General features: G+C 65.4%; 18 protein-coding genes. 10 read left to right on the forward strand and 8 right to left on the reverse strand.

The window, feature by feature from the left end; genetic code table 11:
• Positions 1-13 precede the first annotated feature (13 nt).
• Entirely contained in the window at positions 14-1,135 is a 1,122-nt protein-coding gene (locus tag C6A82_RS23570) for a nitronate monooxygenase family protein (RefSeq protein WP_105342814.1), read from the reverse strand.
• On the reverse strand, positions 1,135-2,787 hold the full coding sequence (locus C6A82_RS23575) for an acyl-CoA synthetase (protein ID WP_105342816.1): 1,653 nt from the start codon (positions 2,785-2,787) through the stop codon (positions 1,135-1,137). Before C6A82_RS23575 ends, C6A82_RS23570 begins: the two co-directional genes overlap by 1 nt.
• 70 nt (positions 2,788-2,857) lie before the next feature.
• Here C6A82_RS23575 and C6A82_RS23580 point away from each other — a divergent pair, with 70 nt between their 5' ends.
• Entirely contained in the window at positions 2,858-3,667 is an 810-nt protein-coding gene (locus C6A82_RS23580) for a crotonase/enoyl-CoA hydratase family protein (RefSeq protein ID WP_105342817.1), read from the forward strand.
• Positions 3,668-3,741: 74 nt separating this feature from the next.
• Here the strand turns inward: C6A82_RS23580 and C6A82_RS23585 are convergent, their stop codons facing one another.
• Positions 3,742-4,938, reverse strand: a complete 1,197-nt coding sequence (locus tag C6A82_RS23585; protein ID WP_105342826.1) for a cytochrome P450 — start codon at positions 4,936-4,938, stop codon at positions 3,742-3,744.
• A 74-nt stretch (positions 4,939-5,012) separates the two neighbouring features.
• Between C6A82_RS23585 and C6A82_RS23590 the strand changes: the two genes are divergently transcribed.
• Together C6A82_RS23590 and C6A82_RS23595 are read left to right on the forward strand one after the other, a co-directional pair.
• Complete coding sequence (locus tag C6A82_RS23590; RefSeq protein WP_105342819.1) at positions 5,013-5,528, forward strand: DUF3558 family protein; 516 nt, start codon at positions 5,013-5,015, stop codon at positions 5,526-5,528.
• A gap of 19 nt (positions 5,529-5,547) precedes the next feature.
• Positions 5,548-6,264, forward strand: coding sequence for an acetoacetate decarboxylase family protein (locus C6A82_RS23595; protein WP_105342828.1), 717 nt, complete (start codon positions 5,548-5,550; stop codon positions 6,262-6,264).
• Here the strand turns inward: C6A82_RS23595 and C6A82_RS23600 are convergent.
• Complete coding sequence (locus tag C6A82_RS23600) at positions 6,261-7,292, reverse strand: LLM class F420-dependent oxidoreductase (RefSeq protein WP_105342821.1); 1,032 nt, start codon at positions 7,290-7,292, stop codon at positions 6,261-6,263. The genes C6A82_RS23595 and C6A82_RS23600 overlap by 4 nt on opposite strands.
• 69 nt (positions 7,293-7,361) lie before the next feature.
• Between C6A82_RS23600 and C6A82_RS23605 the strand changes: the two genes are divergently transcribed.
• From C6A82_RS23605 to C6A82_RS23625, 5 genes are read left to right on the forward strand one after another with little or no spacing between them, the layout of a single operon-like run.
• The gene (locus C6A82_RS23605; RefSeq protein ID WP_105342823.1) at positions 7,362-8,354 is read left to right on the forward strand and encodes a Zn-ribbon domain-containing OB-fold protein; all 993 of its coding nucleotides are present in this window, start codon (positions 7,362-7,364) and stop codon (positions 8,352-8,354) included.
• Positions 8,355-8,360: 6 nt separating this feature from the next.
• Positions 8,361-9,428 carry a thiolase domain-containing protein gene (locus C6A82_RS23610; RefSeq protein ID WP_311101922.1) on the forward strand — a complete coding sequence of 356 codons (1,068 nt, stop codon included), beginning with the start codon at positions 8,361-8,363 and terminating at the stop codon, positions 9,426-9,428.
• Positions 9,425-10,609, forward strand: coding sequence for a thiolase domain-containing protein (locus tag C6A82_RS23615; RefSeq protein ID WP_105345517.1), 1,185 nt, complete (start codon positions 9,425-9,427; stop codon positions 10,607-10,609). The genes C6A82_RS23610 and C6A82_RS23615 overlap by 4 nt, the downstream gene beginning before the upstream one ends.
• A complete protein-coding gene (locus tag C6A82_RS23620; protein ID WP_105345523.1) occupies positions 10,609-11,490 on the forward strand; it encodes a TIGR03619 family F420-dependent LLM class oxidoreductase in 882 nt (293 codons plus the stop codon). Before C6A82_RS23615 ends, C6A82_RS23620 begins: the two co-directional genes overlap by 1 nt.
• The gene (locus tag C6A82_RS23625) at positions 11,487-11,891 is read left to right on the forward strand and encodes a nuclear transport factor 2 family protein (RefSeq protein ID WP_105345516.1); all 405 of its coding nucleotides are present in this window, start codon (positions 11,487-11,489) and stop codon (positions 11,889-11,891) included. Before C6A82_RS23620 ends, C6A82_RS23625 begins: the two co-directional genes overlap by 4 nt.
• On the opposite strand, the gene C6A82_RS23630 is transcribed toward C6A82_RS23625, so the two are convergent.
• Entirely contained in the window at positions 11,888-12,430 is a 543-nt protein-coding gene (locus tag C6A82_RS23630) for a gamma carbonic anhydrase family protein (RefSeq protein ID WP_105345514.1), read from the reverse strand. The genes C6A82_RS23625 and C6A82_RS23630 overlap by 4 nt on opposite strands.
• A 98-nt stretch (positions 12,431-12,528) precedes the next feature.
• On the opposite strand from C6A82_RS23630, the gene C6A82_RS23635 reads away from it, so the two are divergent.
• Entirely contained in the window at positions 12,529-13,689 is a 1,161-nt protein-coding gene (locus C6A82_RS23635) for a Rieske 2Fe-2S domain-containing protein (protein WP_105345513.1), read from the forward strand.
• Positions 13,690-13,793: 104 nt separating this feature from the next.
• The gene (locus C6A82_RS23640) at positions 13,794-14,210 is read left to right on the forward strand and encodes a hypothetical protein (RefSeq protein ID WP_199193785.1); all 417 of its coding nucleotides are present in this window, start codon (positions 13,794-13,796) and stop codon (positions 14,208-14,210) included.
• Between the two features lie 153 nt (positions 14,211-14,363).
• Here C6A82_RS23640 and C6A82_RS23645 read toward each other — a convergent pair whose 3' ends face one another.
• From C6A82_RS23645 to C6A82_RS23655, 3 genes are read right to left on the reverse strand one after another with little or no spacing between them, the layout of a single operon-like run.
• On the reverse strand, positions 14,364-15,512 hold the full coding sequence (locus C6A82_RS23645; RefSeq protein WP_105345511.1) for a sulfotransferase: 1,149 nt from the start codon (positions 15,510-15,512) through the stop codon (positions 14,364-14,366).
• Complete coding sequence (locus C6A82_RS23650; RefSeq protein ID WP_105345509.1) at positions 15,512-16,294, reverse strand: SDR family oxidoreductase; 783 nt, start codon at positions 16,292-16,294, stop codon at positions 15,512-15,514. Before C6A82_RS23650 ends, C6A82_RS23645 begins: the two co-directional genes overlap by 1 nt.
• A 1-nt stretch (position 16,295) precedes the next feature.
• A complete protein-coding gene (locus C6A82_RS23655; protein WP_105345508.1) occupies positions 16,296-17,423 on the reverse strand; it encodes a hypothetical protein in 1,128 nt (375 codons plus the stop codon).
• Between the last annotated feature and the right edge of the window lie 70 nt (positions 17,424-17,493).

Genomic DNA, 17,493 nt, shown 5'->3' on the forward strand with positions numbered 1-17,493 from the left:
GTGGCTTTGTCGGCTAGCTTCCGCGAATGCCGTCGAGGCGGTTCGTCGCCTCTTCGAAGCCAGAAACCAGTTCGGCGATGATGTCGGCGACCGGGCGAATCTCATTCATGCGACCGACGATCTGGCCGACCGGCATCGCCACCGCCGACGGGTCGGTCGACTCGTTCATCCGCTGATGCGCCTCGCTGACCAAGATGTTCTGCAGCGGCATCGGCAGCGGCTCCGGCGCATCCGCGGCGTCCCAGGCGTCCGTCCACCGGCTCTTCAGCAGGCGCGCCGGCTTGCCGGTGTAGATACGCCGACGCACGGTGTCCGCCGACGTCGCCGCGAGCAACGCCTCCTGAATCGTGGACCGCCCGCTGTCCTGGCGGTGGCCCAGATCGTATTCGGCGGCCGTCAGGAACGCCGAGCCCATCCACACTCCCTGTGCGCCGAGCGCGAGCGCCGCCGCGACCTGCCTGCCGGTGCCGATGCCGCCGGCGGCCAGCACAGGGGCCCGGCCGTCAAGCGCGTCAACGATTTCCGGCCACAGCACCATCGAACCGATCTCGCCGGTGTGCCCGCCGGCCTCGTGTCCCTGGGCGACGACGATGTCGACGCCGTTTTCGACGTGGCGCTGAGCGTGTTTCGGGCTGCCCGCAAGCGCGGCGACCGGGACACCCGCGTCATGCACCTGGTCGATGACGTCCTTCGGCGGCGAACCGAGCGCGTTGGCGATCAGCTTGATCGGATGCTTGAGTGCCACCTCGACGTGTGAGCGGGCCACCGAATGCAGCCAGCCGAGGACACCCGCGGACCGTTCTTCGTCCTCGGGTAGCGGCGGCACACCGAGATCGGCGAGCGTCTTGTCGACGAACTCGCGGTGCGCCTGCGGGATCAGCTTGTCGATGTCCGCGCTCGTGCCCTCGGTCGGGATCTTGGCGGGCATGACGACGTCGACCCCGTAAGGCTTGCCGTCGGTGTTCTCGTCCATCCATTTCAGAACACCCTCGAGGTCGTCGGGGTCGTTGAACCGCACGCAGCCGAGCACGCCGAGGCCGCCCGCCTTGGTGACTGCGGCGGCCACTTTCTCCGACGGTGTGAAGACGAAGATCGGATAGGTGATGCCGAAGCGGTCGCAGAGCTCGGTGTGCATCAGGACGGCGCCCCAGCGTGTTTGGCATGCACGTCATCGGCAGGACGCTCTTCGGTGGTGTCCTTGGCCCAGCGGTAGTCGGGCTTGCCCGCCGGAGTGCGGTGGATTTCGTCGACCCACCAAACCTTGCGCGGCACTTTGTAACCCGCGATCTCCCGGCGCACGAACGTATCGAGCTCGGCCAGCGTCGGGTTGGTTCCAGGGCGGCGGTGCACGACCGCCGCGACGCAGTTGCCGTAGCGCTCGTCTGGCACGCCGACCACCAGCGCGTCGAACACGTCGGGGTGACCCTTGAGTGCGGCCTCGACCTCCTCGGGGTAGATCTTCTCGCCCCCGCTGTTGATGGACTGCGACCCGCGGCCGAGCATCGTCACGGTGCCGTCGGCTTCGACTTCGGCGTAGTCGCCGGGGATGGCGTACCGGATTCCGTTGAAGGTCTTGAACGTCTCGGCGGTCTTCTTCTCGTCCTTGAAGTAGCCGACCGGGATGTGCCCCCGCTTGGCGATGACGCCACGCACGCCGGATCCGGGTTTGACCTCGTTGCCCTCTTCGTCGAGCACGACCGTGTTCTTGTCGATGGTGACGCGAGGTCCACCGGTATGCGACTCGCCTTTGGCGACCACGCTGGTGCCGCCGAAACCGGTCTCCGACGAGCCGATCGAGTCGGTGATGATCCGGTTGGGCAGGAGTTCGAGGAACTTCTCCTTGATGCTGGTCGAGAACAGCGCCGCGGTGCTGGCGAGCAGGAACAGGCTCGAGAGGTCGTACTCGTTGCCCGCGTCCTGGTGGGCAAGCAGCGCGTCGAGTAGCGGCCTGGCCATCGCGTCACCGGTGAAGAAGAGCAGGTTCACCTTGTGCTCGTGAATCATCCGCCACACTTCGTCGGCGTCGAATTCCGGTGTCAGGACGACGGTCTGGCCCGAGAACAGCGCCATCCACGTCGCCGACTGGGTGGCTCCGTGGATCATCGGCGGGATCGGCAGGCGGACCATCGGGGCATTCTCGGCGGCGGCCTTGGCCAGGTCGTATTCGTCGGCGACGGGTTCACCGGTCGCGAAGTCGGTGCCGCCGAACAGAACCCGGTAGATGTCCTCGTGGCGCCACATCACACCCTTGGGGAAACCGGTGGTGCCGCCGGTGTAGAGAAGGTAGATGTCGTCGGCGCTGCGGGGGCCGAAATCGCGCACGGGCGAACCCTGTTCGAGTGCCGAGTAGAAGTCGACGCCGCCGTAGCGCTGGTAGTCGTCGTCAGAACCGTCTTCGACCACCAGGATGGTCTTGACGTTCGGGGTCTCGGGCAGAACGTTGGCCACCCGATCGGCGTAGCGGCGCTCGTGCACCAGCGCGACCATGTCGGAGTTGTCGAAGAGGTATTTCAGTTCGCCCTCGACGTAGCGGAAGTTGACGTTCACCAGGATCGCGCCGGCCTTGACGATACCGAGCATCGCGATGACGATCTCGATGCGATTTCGGCAGTAGAGGCCGACCTTGTCGTCCTTCTTGACGCCCTGGTCGAGGAGGTAGTGGGCGAGGCGGTTCGCCTTCTCCTCCAACTGCGCGTAGGTCAGCTGCTCGTCGCTGCTGATCAGGGCGACACGGTCTGGCACGGCGTCGATGGCGTGCTCGGCGAGGTCTGCGATGTTCAGGGCCACGAGACCAAACTAGAACGTGTTACATTTCGTGACAAGTCTGTGGCATCGATGCAGGAAGGCGGGCGGTTCCGTGAGCGACGGTGATAATGGTGCAAAAGGTCCCGACGCCCTCATTGAGCAGCGCGGACACACCCTGATCCTGACGCTGAACCGTCCAGAGGCGCGCAACGCGCTCTCCACCGAGATGCTCTCGATCATGGTCGAGGCCTGGGACCGCGTCGACAACGATCCCGAGATCAGGAGCTGCATCTTGACCGGGGCCGGCGGCTACTTCTGCGCCGGGATGGACCTCAAGGCGGCGACGGCCAAGCCGCCGGGCGACTCGTTCAAAGACGGCAGCTACGACCCGTCACGGATCGACGCGCTGTTGAAGGGCCGTCGGCTCACCAAGCCGCTCATCGCGGCCGTGGAGGGTCCCGCGATCGCAGGCGGCACCGAGATCCTGCAGGGCACCGACATCCGCATCGCGGGCCAGAGTGCCAAGTTCGGCATCTCCGAGGCCAAGTGGAGCCTCTATCCGATGGGCGGCTCGGCCGTCCGCTTGGTTCGGCAGATTCCCTACACCGTCGCCTGCGACCTGCTGCTGACCGGACGCCACATCACCGCGTCCGAAGCCAAGGACATGGGCCTGGTCGGCTACGTGGTGCCCGACGGTTCGGCACTGGAGAAGGCGCTCGAGATCGCCGAGGTGATCAACAACAACGGCCCACTCGCGGTGCAGGCGATCCTGAAGACGATCCACGAGACCGAGGGCATGCACGAGAACGACGCCTTCAAGCTGGACACCAAGACCGGTATCTCGGTGTTCCTGTCCGACGACGCCAAGGAGGGCCCGCTGGCGTTCAAGGAGAAGCGCGCCCCCAACTTCAAGATGAAATAGCGGCGTCTCTTCGCGAGCGTGCAACCTCAGCGACTCTCGGGCTGATTTTTCGCAGTGAGCTCACGCTCGGCGCGCTATACGTTCAGGGGTTCGGTTGCGGTGAACTTCACCGGCATCTCCTCCAGACCGCTGACGAAATTAGCTGGGCGAAGCGGCAATTGGGCGTCGGAGGCCAACCGGAGGTCGGGCAGCCGCTTCAGCAGTCGCTCCTGCATCAGCGACAGCTCGAGGCGAGCCAACTGGTTGCCGAGGCAGAAGTGCGTGCCGAAACCGAACGCCAGGTGATTGTTCGGATAGCGCGTGATGTCGAACTGCTCGGGGTCGTCGAAAACCTTCTCGTCGAAGTTCGCGGACTCGAAGAGCAGGATCATCTTCTCGCCCTCCTTCAACGCCGTGCCGTGGAATTCGGTATCGGCGGTGACGGTGCGGGCCATGTTCTTCACCGGCGCGGTCCAGCGCAGCATCTCTTCGATGGCGTTGGGCAGTAGGCCCAGATCATTCTTCAGCCGCTCGTGCTGATCGGGATGGCGCAGCAGCTGCCGTGTGCCTCCCGACAATGTGTGGCGGGTGGTCTCGTCGCCGCCGATCAGCAGCAGAAGCACCTCGGTGACGATCTGGTGATCCTCGAGCTTGGAGCCCTCCACCTCCGCGTGCACCAGGACGCTGACGAGATCATCGGTCGGCTCGGTCTTCCGCGCGGTGATCATCTGGGTCATGTACTCGCTGTACGCCGCGAATGCGTCCATCGTGACCTGCATCTTCTCGGGATCGGCTGTGCTGCTCAGGGCGCCGACCAGGTCGTCGGACCATCGCAGGAACATCTCGCGCTCGTCGGGCCGCACACCGAGCATGTCGCCGATGACGGCCATCGGCAGCGGCGCCGCGATATCCCAGACGAAGTCGCATTCACCGCGCTCGCACACCGCGTCGATCAGGGTGTCGCAGAGCGAACTGATGGATCCCTCGAGGTCTTTGACCCGCTTGCGGGTGAAGCCGGCGTTCACCAGCTTGCGCCGCAGCAGATGCTGCGGGTCGTCCATCTCGATCATCATTTCGACGCCCGGCTGGTCGGGTCGGATACCACCGGCGTTGGAGAACAGCTCGGGGTTGCGCTCGGCCTCGATCACGGCCGCATAGCTGGCGGCCGCGGCAAGCCCGTTGCGATCGCGGAACACCGGCTCGTTCTCGCGCATCCATTTGTAAACGGGACGGTAGTCGCCTGCGTAGAAGTCACCATCGGTCAGATCAACGTCTGGTCTGGTAAGGGTCATGCCTGCCTCCATCGGTTGATAAGGGAATCTAGACGACGCGTCAACCACTCCCCTCTGCATTACCGTGATCCGGCATGACCGCCAGCAGAACCACATTCGCCTTCGTCGTGCTGGCGGCGGCCCTTGCGCTCGCCGGATGCGGCGACGACGAGCCCGCCGCCTCCGACCAGGCCACACAGTCAAGCGGGCCGCCTGCCGCGGGCACGCCCATCGATGCGTGCACGCTCGTCAGCGCCGCCGACATCACCAAACTGCTGGGCAAGCCCATCGAGGGCAAGTCAATCGGCGGTGGTCCCCAGACACCCGCCTGCACCTGGGAGAACCGCGACACCTACGAGTCGGTGACGGTGGAGATCGGCAACCCCGGCACGGCCGTCAACGGCACGCTGCCGCCGCCGGAGCCGGGCTTCCCCGAGGTCGGCACCCCTGGTCCGGACGGTATGCGGTTCCTCGCCAGCGGCATGGTCGAGTTTCCCGCTGCCAGCCGCTCGAACACCGTGCAGGTCGCGGTGCTGGCCCTGATGGGGGCCGACGCCGACAATGCGGCCGTCGACCTGGCTCACAAGATCGGCCCCCGGCTACCGCAATAGCCGAACTACAGTGACGGGCATGTCTGAATCCCAGCACACGATCGCGGGCACCGTACTCATCATGCCGGTCCGCGTCCGCAAGGCCGACGTGCACAGCGCGATGTTCACCGTCGACGCAGGCGCAGCGCAGCGCCTGATCGACTACAGCGGGCTGAAGGTCTTCGAGATCCGGTCCGGCCGCGCCGTGGTCAACCTCCTGCTGACCCGGTTCGTCGAGTGTGATCTCGGGTGCTACAACGAGTTCTCGTTCTGCGTGATGGTGGCGCCCCCTGGCGCCAAGATCGGCGGGCTGCGCGCGTTCGGCGATGCAGGCACGTTCGTGCACCGCATGCTGGTGGATCAGAGCTTCACGCTGGAAGCGGGCAGAAAGATCTGGGGATATCCGAAGATCCTGGCGGACTTCACGGTTCGAGAGGGCAACCCGTTCGGATTCGACGTCCGCGTCGACGGTTCGCTGCTGGTCGACATGACGATCGGTCGGGGGCTCCCGGTGCCGATGCCGTCGCGCCCGCAGTCGCTGCTGACCTACACCAACATCGACGGCACAACCCGGGAGACCGCTGCCGAACAGACGTCCACCGGCATGCACGCCCGAATCGGCGGTGCCACCCTGAAGCTGGGCGACCACGCCTACGCGCAGGAACTCGCATCGCTCGGGCTCCCGAAGCGCGCCATGGCGTGCATGTCGATCGACAACGCGGACATGACCTTCGGCGACTGCCGCGAGGTCGGCTAGATCAGCGAGGCCAACTGCCGGATCTGCTCGGCGTCGCGGCCGCTGACGCACATCATCGTGACGCCTGCCGCCTCCCACACCTTGATCTGCGCGCGCACGTAGTCGAGGTTGCCGACGATCGCGGCGTCGTCGACGAGCTCGTCCGGGATCACCGCCGCCGCCTGATCCTTGCGGTCGGTGCGGAAAAGCGCCGTCACCTCGTCGACCACCTCGGCGTAGCCCATCCTGCGGTAGACGTCGGCGTGGAAGTTGGTGTCCTCGGCGCCCATCCCGCCCATGTACAGCGCGAGATAGGGCTTCATCGCGGCGAATGCGGCGGCGCGGTCCTCGGTGATGACGATGTTGGCCGTCGCGCAGATCTCGAAGTCCTCGCGGCTGCGGCGAGCGCCGGGCCGGGCGAAGCCCTCGTCGAGCCACTCGTTGTAGGTGTCGGCCATCCGCGGCGTGTAGAAGATCGGCAGCCAGCCGTCGCAGATCTCCGCGGCCATGGCCACGTTCTTCGGGCCTTCGGCGCCGAGCATGATCGGAATGTCGGCGCGCAGCGGGTGGGTGATCGGCTTGAGCGCCTTGCCCAGCCCGGTGGTTCCCTCACCCGTCAGCGGCAGCGGATAGTGCGGCCCGTCGCTGGAGACCGGCTTCTCGCGCGCCCAGACCTGGCGAATGATGTCGACGTATTCGCGGGTGCGGGCCAGCGGCTTGGGGAACCTCTGGCCGTACCAACCCTCCACGACCTGCGGCCCCGAGACGCCGAGCCCGAGGATGTGCCGCCCGCCGGACAAATGGTCGAGGGTCAGCGACGCCATCGCGCATGCGGTCGGAGTGCGGGCGGAGAGCTGGACCACCGACGTGCCCAGGCGCAGCCGGCTCGTCGCCGACCCCCACCAGGCCAGCGGCGTGAAGGCGTCCGACCCCCATGCTTCGGCGGTGAAGACCGTCTCGAACCCGGCCTCCTCGGCCGCGGCGACCAGTTCAGGAGCGTTCGCGGGCGGATGCGCGCCCCAATATCCGAGTTGTAGACCCAGCTTCATTTAGATCGCCTTCCTAGGCCTTTCCGCGGTCGCTTGAAACCGCTCTTAGAACCTGTTCTACTCGATGCCGTGACCACCAGCCAAAGCAGCCCGGTGCAGATCGACAGCCATCAGCCGCCCCTCTCGGCGCCATTGAGGCTCTCATTCGACTACACCCGTTCAGTGGGACCGCTCCTGAGTCAGTTCTTCACCGCCCTGCGCGGACGACGCATTGTCGGCGTGCGCGGTTCGGACGGGCGGGTGCTTGTTCCGCCCGCTGAGTATGACCCCGTGACCTACGAACCGTTGACCGAGGTCGTGCCGGTGTCCGCGGTCGGGACGGTGGTGTCGTGGACATGGCAGGCCGGCCCACTGGAAGGCCAGCCGCTGGATCGGCCGTTCGCCTGGGCGCTGATCAAACTCGACGGCGCCGACACCCCGCTGCTGCACGCCGTCGACGCGGGGTCGTCGGACGCGATCAGCACCGGCGCACGCGTGGCCGCGCATTGGATCGACGAACCGGTCGGCGCTGTCACCGACATCGCCTACTTCTCGCTCGGGGATGAAGAAGAGCCGACCGTCGAGACCTCCGACGACCTCGAGCCGGTGACCATTCAGGTGTCGCCGAGCAGCATCGAGATCCAGCACACCGCATCCCTTCCCGAGACCGCCTACCTCAAGGCGCTCAAGGAGGGCAAGCTGCTCGGCGCCCGCACCGGGCCCAACGGCAAGCTGTACTTTCCCGCGAGGGAAGCCGACCCCGCGACGGGCAAGGTCCTCGACGAGTTCGTCGAGCTGCCGGACAAGGGCACCGTCACGACGTTCGCGATCATCAACATCCCGTTCGCGGGTCAGCGGATCAAGCCGCCCTACGTCGCCGCCTACGTACTCCTCGACGGCGCGGATATCCCTTTCCTCCATCTGGTCTCCGACATCGATGCGGCCGACGTGCGGATGGGCATGCGGGTCGAAGCGGTCTGGAGGCCACGCGAGGAATGGGATTTCGGCATCGACAACATCGAGTACTTCCGGCCGAGCGGCGAACCGGACGCCGACTACGACACCTACAAGCACCACCTCTGAGAGGCACTGACCGTGACTGACGTTGCTGTGGTGGGCTTCGCCCACGCCCCGCACGTGCGCCGCACCGAAGGCACCACCAACGGCGTCGAGATGCTGATGCCGTGCTTCGCATCGATCTATCAGGAGCTGGGCCTGGCGCAGACGGACATCGGCTTCTGGTGCTCCGGTTCGTCGGATTATCTTGCCGGACGCGCATTTTCGTTCATCTCGGCGATCGACTCGATCGGAGCGGTGCCGCCGATCAACGAGTCGCATGTCGAGATGGACGCCGCGTGGGCCCTCTACGAGGCCTACATCAAGATCCTGACCGGCCAGGTCGAGACCGCGCTGGTGTACGGGTTCGGCAAGTCGTCGGCGGGCACATTGCGCCGCGTGCTCGCACTGCAGACCGACCCGTACACGGTCGCTCCGCTGTGGCCTGATTCGGTGTCGATGGCCGGGTTGCAGGCCCGCTTCGGCCTCGACGCGGGTAAGTGGACGGCCGAACAGATGGCCCAGGTGGCGCTCGACTCGTTCGCCGCCGCAGACCGCACCGATTCGGAGAAGCCGGCCAAATCGATCGACGAACTGCTGGCCCGACCGTTCTTCGCCGATCCATTGCGGCGCCACGATATCGCCCCGATCACCGATGGCGCATCGGCGATCGTGCTGGCATCCGGCGACAAGGCTCGTGAGCTGCGCGAGAACCCCGCGTGGATCACCGGTATCGAGCACCGCATCGAAACGCCCGTGCTGGGCGCACGGGACCTGACGAGCTCACCGTCGACGGAAGCGTCGGCCACGGTGGCCACGGGCGGTGACCCGGGGTCGATCGAGGTGGCCGAGATCTATGCGCCCTTCACCCATCAGCAGCTGATTCTGACCGAGGCGATCGGCCTTCCGGCGTCTACGAAGGTCAATCCGTCGGGGGGGACCCTTGCGGCCAACCCCATGTTCTCGGCAGGCCTCGAGCGCATCGGCTTTGCCGCCCAGCACATCTGGAACGGCTCAGCGGGCCGGGTGTTGGCCCATGCGACCAGCGGCCCTGTGCTGCAACAGAACCTCGTCGCCGTGCTGGAAGGGAAACAATCATGACGGGCCAACTAGCTGCGGTGCTCGGCACGGGCCAGACCAAGTACGTCGCCAAACGCAAGGACGTCTCGATGAACGGCCTTGTCCGAGAGGCCATCGACAGGGCGCTGGCCGATTCCGGGTCGACATTCGACGACATCGATGCCGTTGTGGTCGGCAAGGCGCCCGACTTCTTCGAGGGCGTCATGATGCCCGAACTGTTCATGGCCGACGCGGTCGGCGCAACGGGTAAGCCGCTGATCCGGGTGCACACCGCGGGATCGGTCGGCGGATCGACCGCCATCGTCGCGGCCAGCCTGGTGCAGTCCGGCAAGTACAAGCGGGTGCTCACGATGGCGTGGGAGAAGCAGTCGGAGTCGAATGCCATGTGGGCGTTGAGCATTCCGATACCGTTCACCAAGCCGGTCGGCGCGGGCGCGGGGGGATACTTCGCCCCGCACATTCGCGCGTACATCCGGCGCTCGGGTGCACCGACTCACATCGGCGCGATGGTTGCGGTCAAGGACCGGCTCAACGGCGCCAAGAACCCCCTTTCCCACCTTCATCAGCCGGACATCACGCTGGAGAAGGTGATGGCGTCGCCGATGCTGTGGGACCCGGTCCGCTACGACGAGACCTGTCCGTCGTCAGACGGCGCGGCGGCCATGGTGATCGGCAACGAGGAGATCGCCGACGGCAGGGTCGCCGACGGTCATCCGGTGGCATGGATCCATGCGACGTCTCTGCGCACCGAACCGCTGGCCTACGCCGGACGTGATCAGGTCAACCCGCAGGCCAGCCGTGACGCCGCCGCGGCGTTGTGGAAGGACGCAGGCATCACGAGCCCGATCGACGAAATCGATGTCGCCGAGGTTTACGTGCCGTTCTCGTGGTACGAGCCGATGTGGCTGGAGAGCCTCGGCTTCGCACCCGAGGGTGAGGGCTGGAAGTTGACCGAAGCGGGCGAGACGGCGATCGGTGGGCGGATTCCGCTGAACGCCTCCGGCGGCGTGCTGTCGTCGAACCCGATCGGCGCGTCCGGCATGATCCGCTTCGCCGAGTCCGCCATTCAGGTGATGGGCAAGGCAGGCGACCACCAGGTCCAGGGCGCGCGCAAGGCGCTTGGTCACGCGTATGGCGGTGGCGCGCAGTACTACTCGATGTGGGTGGTCAGTTCGGAAAAGCCAGGGGACAAGTCCTCATGATGCAGTACACCTGCGCGGTGCCGATGTGTCCGGTGGATCAACTCGTCGAGCTGTCGAAAACGGTCGAGGAGGCCGGCTTCGACAACATCGCGCTTCCCGACTCGATCTTCTACATGGAGAAGCAGGCGGCCGACTACCCGTACACGCCGGACGGCTCGCGGATGTGGGACGAGAACACGCCGTGGGTCGACCCGCTGATCGCCGCGGGTGCGATGGGCGCGGTCACGTCGACGCTGCGGTTCTACACCAACGTGATGAAGCTCGGCTCGCGCAATCCACTGTTGCTGGCGCGCCAGGTGGGCTCGGTGGCGAACCTGACCAACAACCGGTTCGGGTTCGGTGTCGGAATCGGCTGGGCGCCAGAGGAATTCGAGTGGTGCGGCCAGCCGTACGCCAAGCGGGGCAAGCGTGTCGACGAAATGATCGAGGTGATCAAGCTCGTCCTCGGCGGCGGCATGGTCGAATTCCACGGTGAGTTCTACGACTTCGACAAGCTGCAGATGAGTCCGGCACCCGCCAAGCCGGTGCCGTTCTATGTCGGCGGGCACACCGAGGTGGCGCTCAAGCGTGCGGCCAGAGTCGGCGACGGCTGGACGAGCGCGATGCTGACCGGAGCCGAGCTGGCCGAGATCATCGGCAAGCTCAAAAAGCTGCTGGCCGACAACGGCCGCGCGGACGACCCGTTCGAGTATCAGGCCGTCTGCATCGACAAGTTCGGCGTCGACGGTCACCGGGAACTGGCCGAGGCCGGCGTCACCGACAACATCGTCATGCCCTGGGTCTTCGACGGCCTTGGCTTCGACGCGCCGCTTGCGGCCAAACAGGATTCGGTCAAGCGGTTCGCCGACACCTACATTCACTCCGGCTGGCAGGACCGATGAGCGACTCACCCGTGCACCTGGCGGGTAAGCGCTCCCGCGAGGCGGCGGTGGCGCGCGACAAGCCCGCCTGGCTGGCGGTATTCGCCGACGACGCAATCGTCGAGGATCCGATCGGGCCGTCGCACTTCGATCCGGAGGGCAAGGGCCACCGCGGCAAAGAGGCGATCGCGAAGTTCTACGACATGGCGATCGCCCCGAGCGAACTGACCTTCAACTTCGACAAGACCTACGAGTGCGGCAACGAGGAAGCCAACGTGGGCAACATCGTGATCCGCTCGAGCGGCTACGAGGTCGTCGCCGAAGGGGTGTTCACCTACCGGGTCGACGACGACGGCAAGATCGTCGCGTTGCGCGCCTACTGGGAACTCGACGCCGCCACCCGCAGCGCCCGCAAGATCTAGGGTTGCCCGGCTTCGGTGATCTGCCGCAGGCCGACGGCATAGCGGCGGGCCAGGTCCTGGTAGGCACCGGGGTTGGCGTCCACCCACAGTTGAGCTCCAGTGCCCGCGACCGGTCCTCTGATCTCCGCAGGCGCACCCGCCGCCACGACTTCGTCGGGAATCTTCGTTCCGCTGGCGACCAACGAATGGGCGGCGACGAGACTGCGTCTGCCGATCACCGCACCGTCGAGCACCGTCGAATGATTCGCGATGACCGCCTCCGAGCCGAGGTGCGCGCCGTGAATGACGCAACTGTGAGCGACCGTCGCTCCCGGCCCGACGTCGACGGGAATCCCCGGCGGGGCGTGCAGCACGCTGCAGTCCTGTACGTTCGCGCCCTCACGGACGATGATGGGGGCGAAGTCGGCGCGCAGCACCGCGTTGAACCACACCGAAGCACCGGCCTCGACGTGGACGTCGCCGATGAGCGTCGCTGTCGGGGCGATGAAGGCGCCAGGATCGACCGTCGGTGACCGGCCTTCGAACGTGAACAGCGGCATCGTCTAGATATACCGCAGGTAAATGGCGTTTACGTTGCGCTGCCGAGGGTAAAAACTGTAACGTGTTCTAGTTAGAGGGCAAGGACAGGAGGCGCGAAGTGACGGCTGACACAGCCCACAGCGGCATTCGCGAGATCGACACCGGCGCGCTGCCCGACCGCTACGCCCGAGGTTGGCACTGCCTCGGCCCGGTGAAGGACTACCAGGACGGAAAGCCGCACGGTATCGAGATCTTCGGAACCATGCTGGTCGTGTTCGCCGATTCGCACGGCGAACTCAAGGTCCTCGACGGCTACTGCAGGCATATGGGCGGCAACCTCTCCCAAGGCACCATCAAGGGCGACGAGGTGGCCTGCCCGTTCCACGACTGGCGCTGGGGCGGCGACGGCAAGTGCAAGCTCGTTCCCTACGCCAAGCGGACGCCGCGACTCGCACGCACCCGGTCATGGACCACCGACGTACGCGGCGGGCTTCTGTTCGTCTGGCACGACCACGAGGGCAACCCACCGCCGGATGAGGTGCGGATCCCCGACATCGCGGAGTTCGCCGACGACGGGTGGACCGACTGGAAGTGGAACTCGATCCTGATCGAGGGCGCCAATTGCCGCGAGATCATCGACAACGTCACCGACATGGCGCACTTCTTCTACATCCACTACGGACTTCCGACGTTCTTCAAGAACGTCTTCGAGGGCCATATCGCGTCGCAGTTCCTGCACAATGTCGGCCGGCCTGACATCAACGACATGGGCACCAACTACGGCGAGGCCCACCTCGACTCCGAGGCGTCCTACTTCGGTCCCTCGTTCATGATCAACTGGCTGCACAACAACTACGGCGGCTTCAAGGCCGAATCCATCCTCATCAACTGCCACTACCCGGTGAGCCAGGATTCCTTCATGTTGCAGTGGGGCGTCATCGTCGAGAAACCCAAGGGCCTCGACGAGGAGACCACCGAGAAGCTCGCCAGGGTCTTCACCGAGGGTGTCAGCAAGGGCTTCCTGCAGGATGTCGAGATCTGGAAGCACAAGACACGCATCGACAATCCGCTGTTGGTCGAGGAGGACGGCGCGGTCTACCAGATGCGTCGTTGGTATCAGCAGTTCTACGTCGACATCGCCGACGTGACGCCCGACATGACCGACCGCTTCGAGATCGAGGTCGACACCACCGCGGCGAACGAGAAATGGCACGTCGAGGTGGAAGAGAACCTGAGGCTCAAGGCAGAAGAGGAAAAGGCCGAGCAGCCGTCGTCATGAGCCCGCCGGACAGGCACCAGACACGGGACCCAGCCCGGATTGTCGGCCCCGCCGACCCAGCCCGGATTGTCGGCCCCGCCGACGTCGACGACCTGGCCCGATCGATGCTGGCTCTGCACGGTGCCCACGACGACGACGACCACACCCACGGCCAGAACGACATCGCCCGCGGATCATGGTCGAAGGCGCCGAATTTCGCGTCCGACCCCGATCGGGCCGCCGCCGTGCGCGAAGCCACGCAACGCGACCGCGAGCGATATCTGAAGTCAGGGCTGGTCTCCGTCGACTGCCGGTTCTGCCACGTCTCGGTCAACGTCAAGAAGCTCGGTCCCGCCCATACGTCGGTGCAGTGGAACTCCGAGGCGACTCGGCGCTGCGCGTACTTCGCCGAGGTGCGCGAGTCCGGCGGTGAGCCTGCACGCGCACGGTCCTGCCCGAAGCTGGCCGACAGCATCAAACACGCGGTGGCCGAGGGGGTTCTGGAGGAAGTATCCAGCGACCCATTGCCCGGCGACGGCTGATTTCTCCGCGCGGCCGGTCACGCGAGTTTGCGTCTGCTCGCGGGGAGGAGTTTCGTCGAATTCTGCGTGAGGGCTGCGACCTCAACAGCGCCACGACCACCGCGCAGAAATCGTTGATCTGAGCTCCGCCAGCCCGGTCGCGACCTTCGCGCGTCAGAGCCCCTTGAAGCGCTCTTTGACGGCGTCGGCGGTCAGGCCGTAGTCCTCGAGCGAGTAAGTGTGTTTGGGTGCACGCGGGCCCTGCTTGCTCTCGGCGTCGCTGGCCTCCATCGCGGCGCGCGCCTCGTCGGTCAACTCGATACCGAAGTGGCGGTAGATGCCGTCGACGGTGCCGATCGGGTCCTTGATCAACTCGAAGTAGTCCATGTCGTAGAACTGAGCCGAATCGTGTTTGGCCCGTTCAGCGGTGAACAACCGGAGTCCGCGCGACCAGGTCTCCATCGCATCCTCCCCGATCACGTCCCCGCTGAAGCTGTTCGACCAGCCCGCCGTGGTGTGCTGCGCCAGTGAGCACATCGACGCCATGATCGTCTCCACCGGGCGGTGGCACTGCACCACGAGCGCGTCCGGATAGGCCGCCATCAACGCGTCGAGCGCGAACAGGTGGCTGGGGTTCTTCAGCACCCAGCGCTTGTCCGCGTCGTTGAGACCGATCAGCTGAAGGTTTTTGCGGTGGCGATGATACGGCTTGGTCCAGTCCTGGCGCGACAGCCACTGCGAGTATGTCGGTAGGTGCGCCAGCGTTTCGTAGGACACCGAGTGCAGGGATTGGCGCAGTAGTTGCCAACACTCCTCGACCTCGTCGGCGGTCATGAAATGCAGACCGGTGTACTCGGGATTCTCTTTGTGCGCCTGGGTGAACCGCGCATCGAGCTCGCGGAAAACGGGGTTCTGCGACCATGTTTCGCGCGGTGGGCGGGGCTGCGGGAATTCAGCCAGCCACAACTCGAGGCCCTGATGCCGCGGGTCGGAGCTCATCAACCGGTGCAATGCCGTGGTTCCGGTGCGGGGCAGCCCGGTGACGAAGATCGGTCGCTCGATCGCCACATCGGCGTGCTGAGGGTACTGCTTCCACGCCGCCTCCGACATCAACCGCGCGACCAAAGCGTTGCGGACGAAGAAGCGGTTCATCTTGCTGCCGATCTCGGTGAGATCCGCGTCCCGCCGATAGGACTCGAGCAGCACCGAAAGCCCCTCGCGATAGTTGTCGTCGTCCGAGCCGAAGTCGTCGAGGCCACATGCCTTGGTCGCCGACGCGTGTAGTTCCTCGACGGTGCCGGGATCCGTCCTTGGGGAAGACATCACGCCTTGTACTCCCCGCAGTTCACGTCCAGTGCTTGGCCGGTGATTCCGCTCGATAGGTCGCTGGCCATGAAGAGGATCGCCGACGCCACCTCGTCCTCGGTCGGCAGTCGCTTCAGGTCAGAGCCCGCGGCGGCAGCGGCGTAGATGTCGTCGACCGATGTGCCGTACTTGCCTGCCTGGTGCTCGAAGTAGCTCTTCAGCGTGCCACCCCAGATATAGCCGGGCAGCACCGAATTCACCCGGATGCCCTGCTCGCCGAGCTCGGTGGCCAGCGTCTGCGACATCGCCAGCAGCGCTGACTTCGCCATCTTGTATGCGCCGTACTTCGCCTGGGAATGGCGAACCACCATCGAGTTCACGTTCACCACCGAGCCTTTCGACTCGGCGAGGGCGGGGGTGAAGCCCTGCACCATTCGCAGCGCGCCGAACACCGTCAGCTCGATTGCGTCGCGCATGTGCTCGAAGGTGGTGTTGGCGAACGGCTTCATGGACGGCACCCGGAACGCGTTGTTGATCAGCACGTCGACCTTGCCGTACGCCTCGAGCGTCTCCTCGACGAGGTTGGCGACCTGTGCCTCGTCGGTGATGTCCGTGCCCACCGACACCGCACGCCTGCCGAGGTCGGTGATCTGCTTGGCCACATCGTCGAGGCGCTCGACGGTTCGGGCAGCGAGGACCAGATCCGCGCCCGCCTCCGCACATCGCCTCGCCAGCGTGGTACCCAGCGCTGGGCCGACACCGCTGATGACGACGACTCGGCCCTCGAGAAGTCCTGCCATGTTATGCAACCATCCTGTCGCCGATCTGCTTCTGGCGCAGCGCGATCCGTGCACGCCACGCCTCTTCGGAAATCTTGTTCGACTCGTAGTAAGGCAGCGCATCGGCCACCTTGTCGATATCGAGAAGCTCGACGGTGGGACCGTCCGCCTCGGTGAGCTCACGTGACAGGCGCTGCCAGCGGAACTGGAGGTAGCCCTTGGCGTGCCCGAGTGTCTCGACCCAGTTCGTCACGCCCGGGTTCGCGTCGGACACCACGTACCGGATCTTGCCGTCCGGATCCGCTTGCGCCTGAGTGCCGTTCAGCGACGTCTGATGGTTGATGTAGTCCAGCGAGATGTACCAGAGGCTGCCGAGCTGGAAGCCGAGGTACGGGGCATCGGTGACCGGCAGCGTGATGACCAGCGCCTGGTCCGGCCTCATGTCGAAGTGGCCGACAGACGAATACTGGGTCGCCAGCCCGCCGGGCGTCAGGCGCGGCGCCACCATGGTGTTCACCGGGAGCGTGTTGTAGAACCACTGGGGGAACTGCAGCCAGGTCTTCACCCGCTGCACGAGCTGTTTCCCCGCGACCGCGTAGCGCTTTTCGATGAGCTCCTTGGTCAGGGGTGGCGGCGCGATGCCTGCAGTGTCAGTTCTGGCGATGCTGAGGTAACCGCGTTGCGCGCCCCAGTCGTTGTAGACCTCGCGAACGACCAATTGCGACGGGCTTTTCGGTGTCACTCGCCACTCGAAGGTGCCGTCGGCGGCGATGTCGAGTTCACGGTCGTCGAAGGCCGCCTGACTCTCCGGCACGTTGTCGTCGGTGTACTCGCCGCCGAGCATCTGAAAACACAGATCGGTCGTCGTACCCCGCTTGCCGGTGACGACGTATTCGTGGCCCGGCTGCACCCTCGTGCCGAAGTACATCGCGTCGGGGTTGTCCAGCCCCATCTTGGTGAACGGGCCGGTGCCCGACTGCATGAACGGGTGGTCGCGGTCGTAGTCGAAGGCCAGATGGGTGCAGCCGGATATGCAACCGGCCAGGTACTGCAGGCCTTCGAGCAGATCTGCCTGCGATTCGATGAAGGGAGCTGCCGCGACCAATCGCTCGGCCTCGGCGATGGCGTCGGTCAAAGGCTGCGAATACACGCTGTCGAAACTAGAACGCGTTCTAACAAGAGTCAATATATCGACCGTAGTGGTACAAATATGGAACGAC

Source organism: Mycobacterium sp. ITM-2016-00318 (assembly GCF_002968285.2).
Taxonomy (GTDB): domain Bacteria; phylum Actinomycetota; class Actinomycetes; order Mycobacteriales; family Mycobacteriaceae; genus Mycobacterium.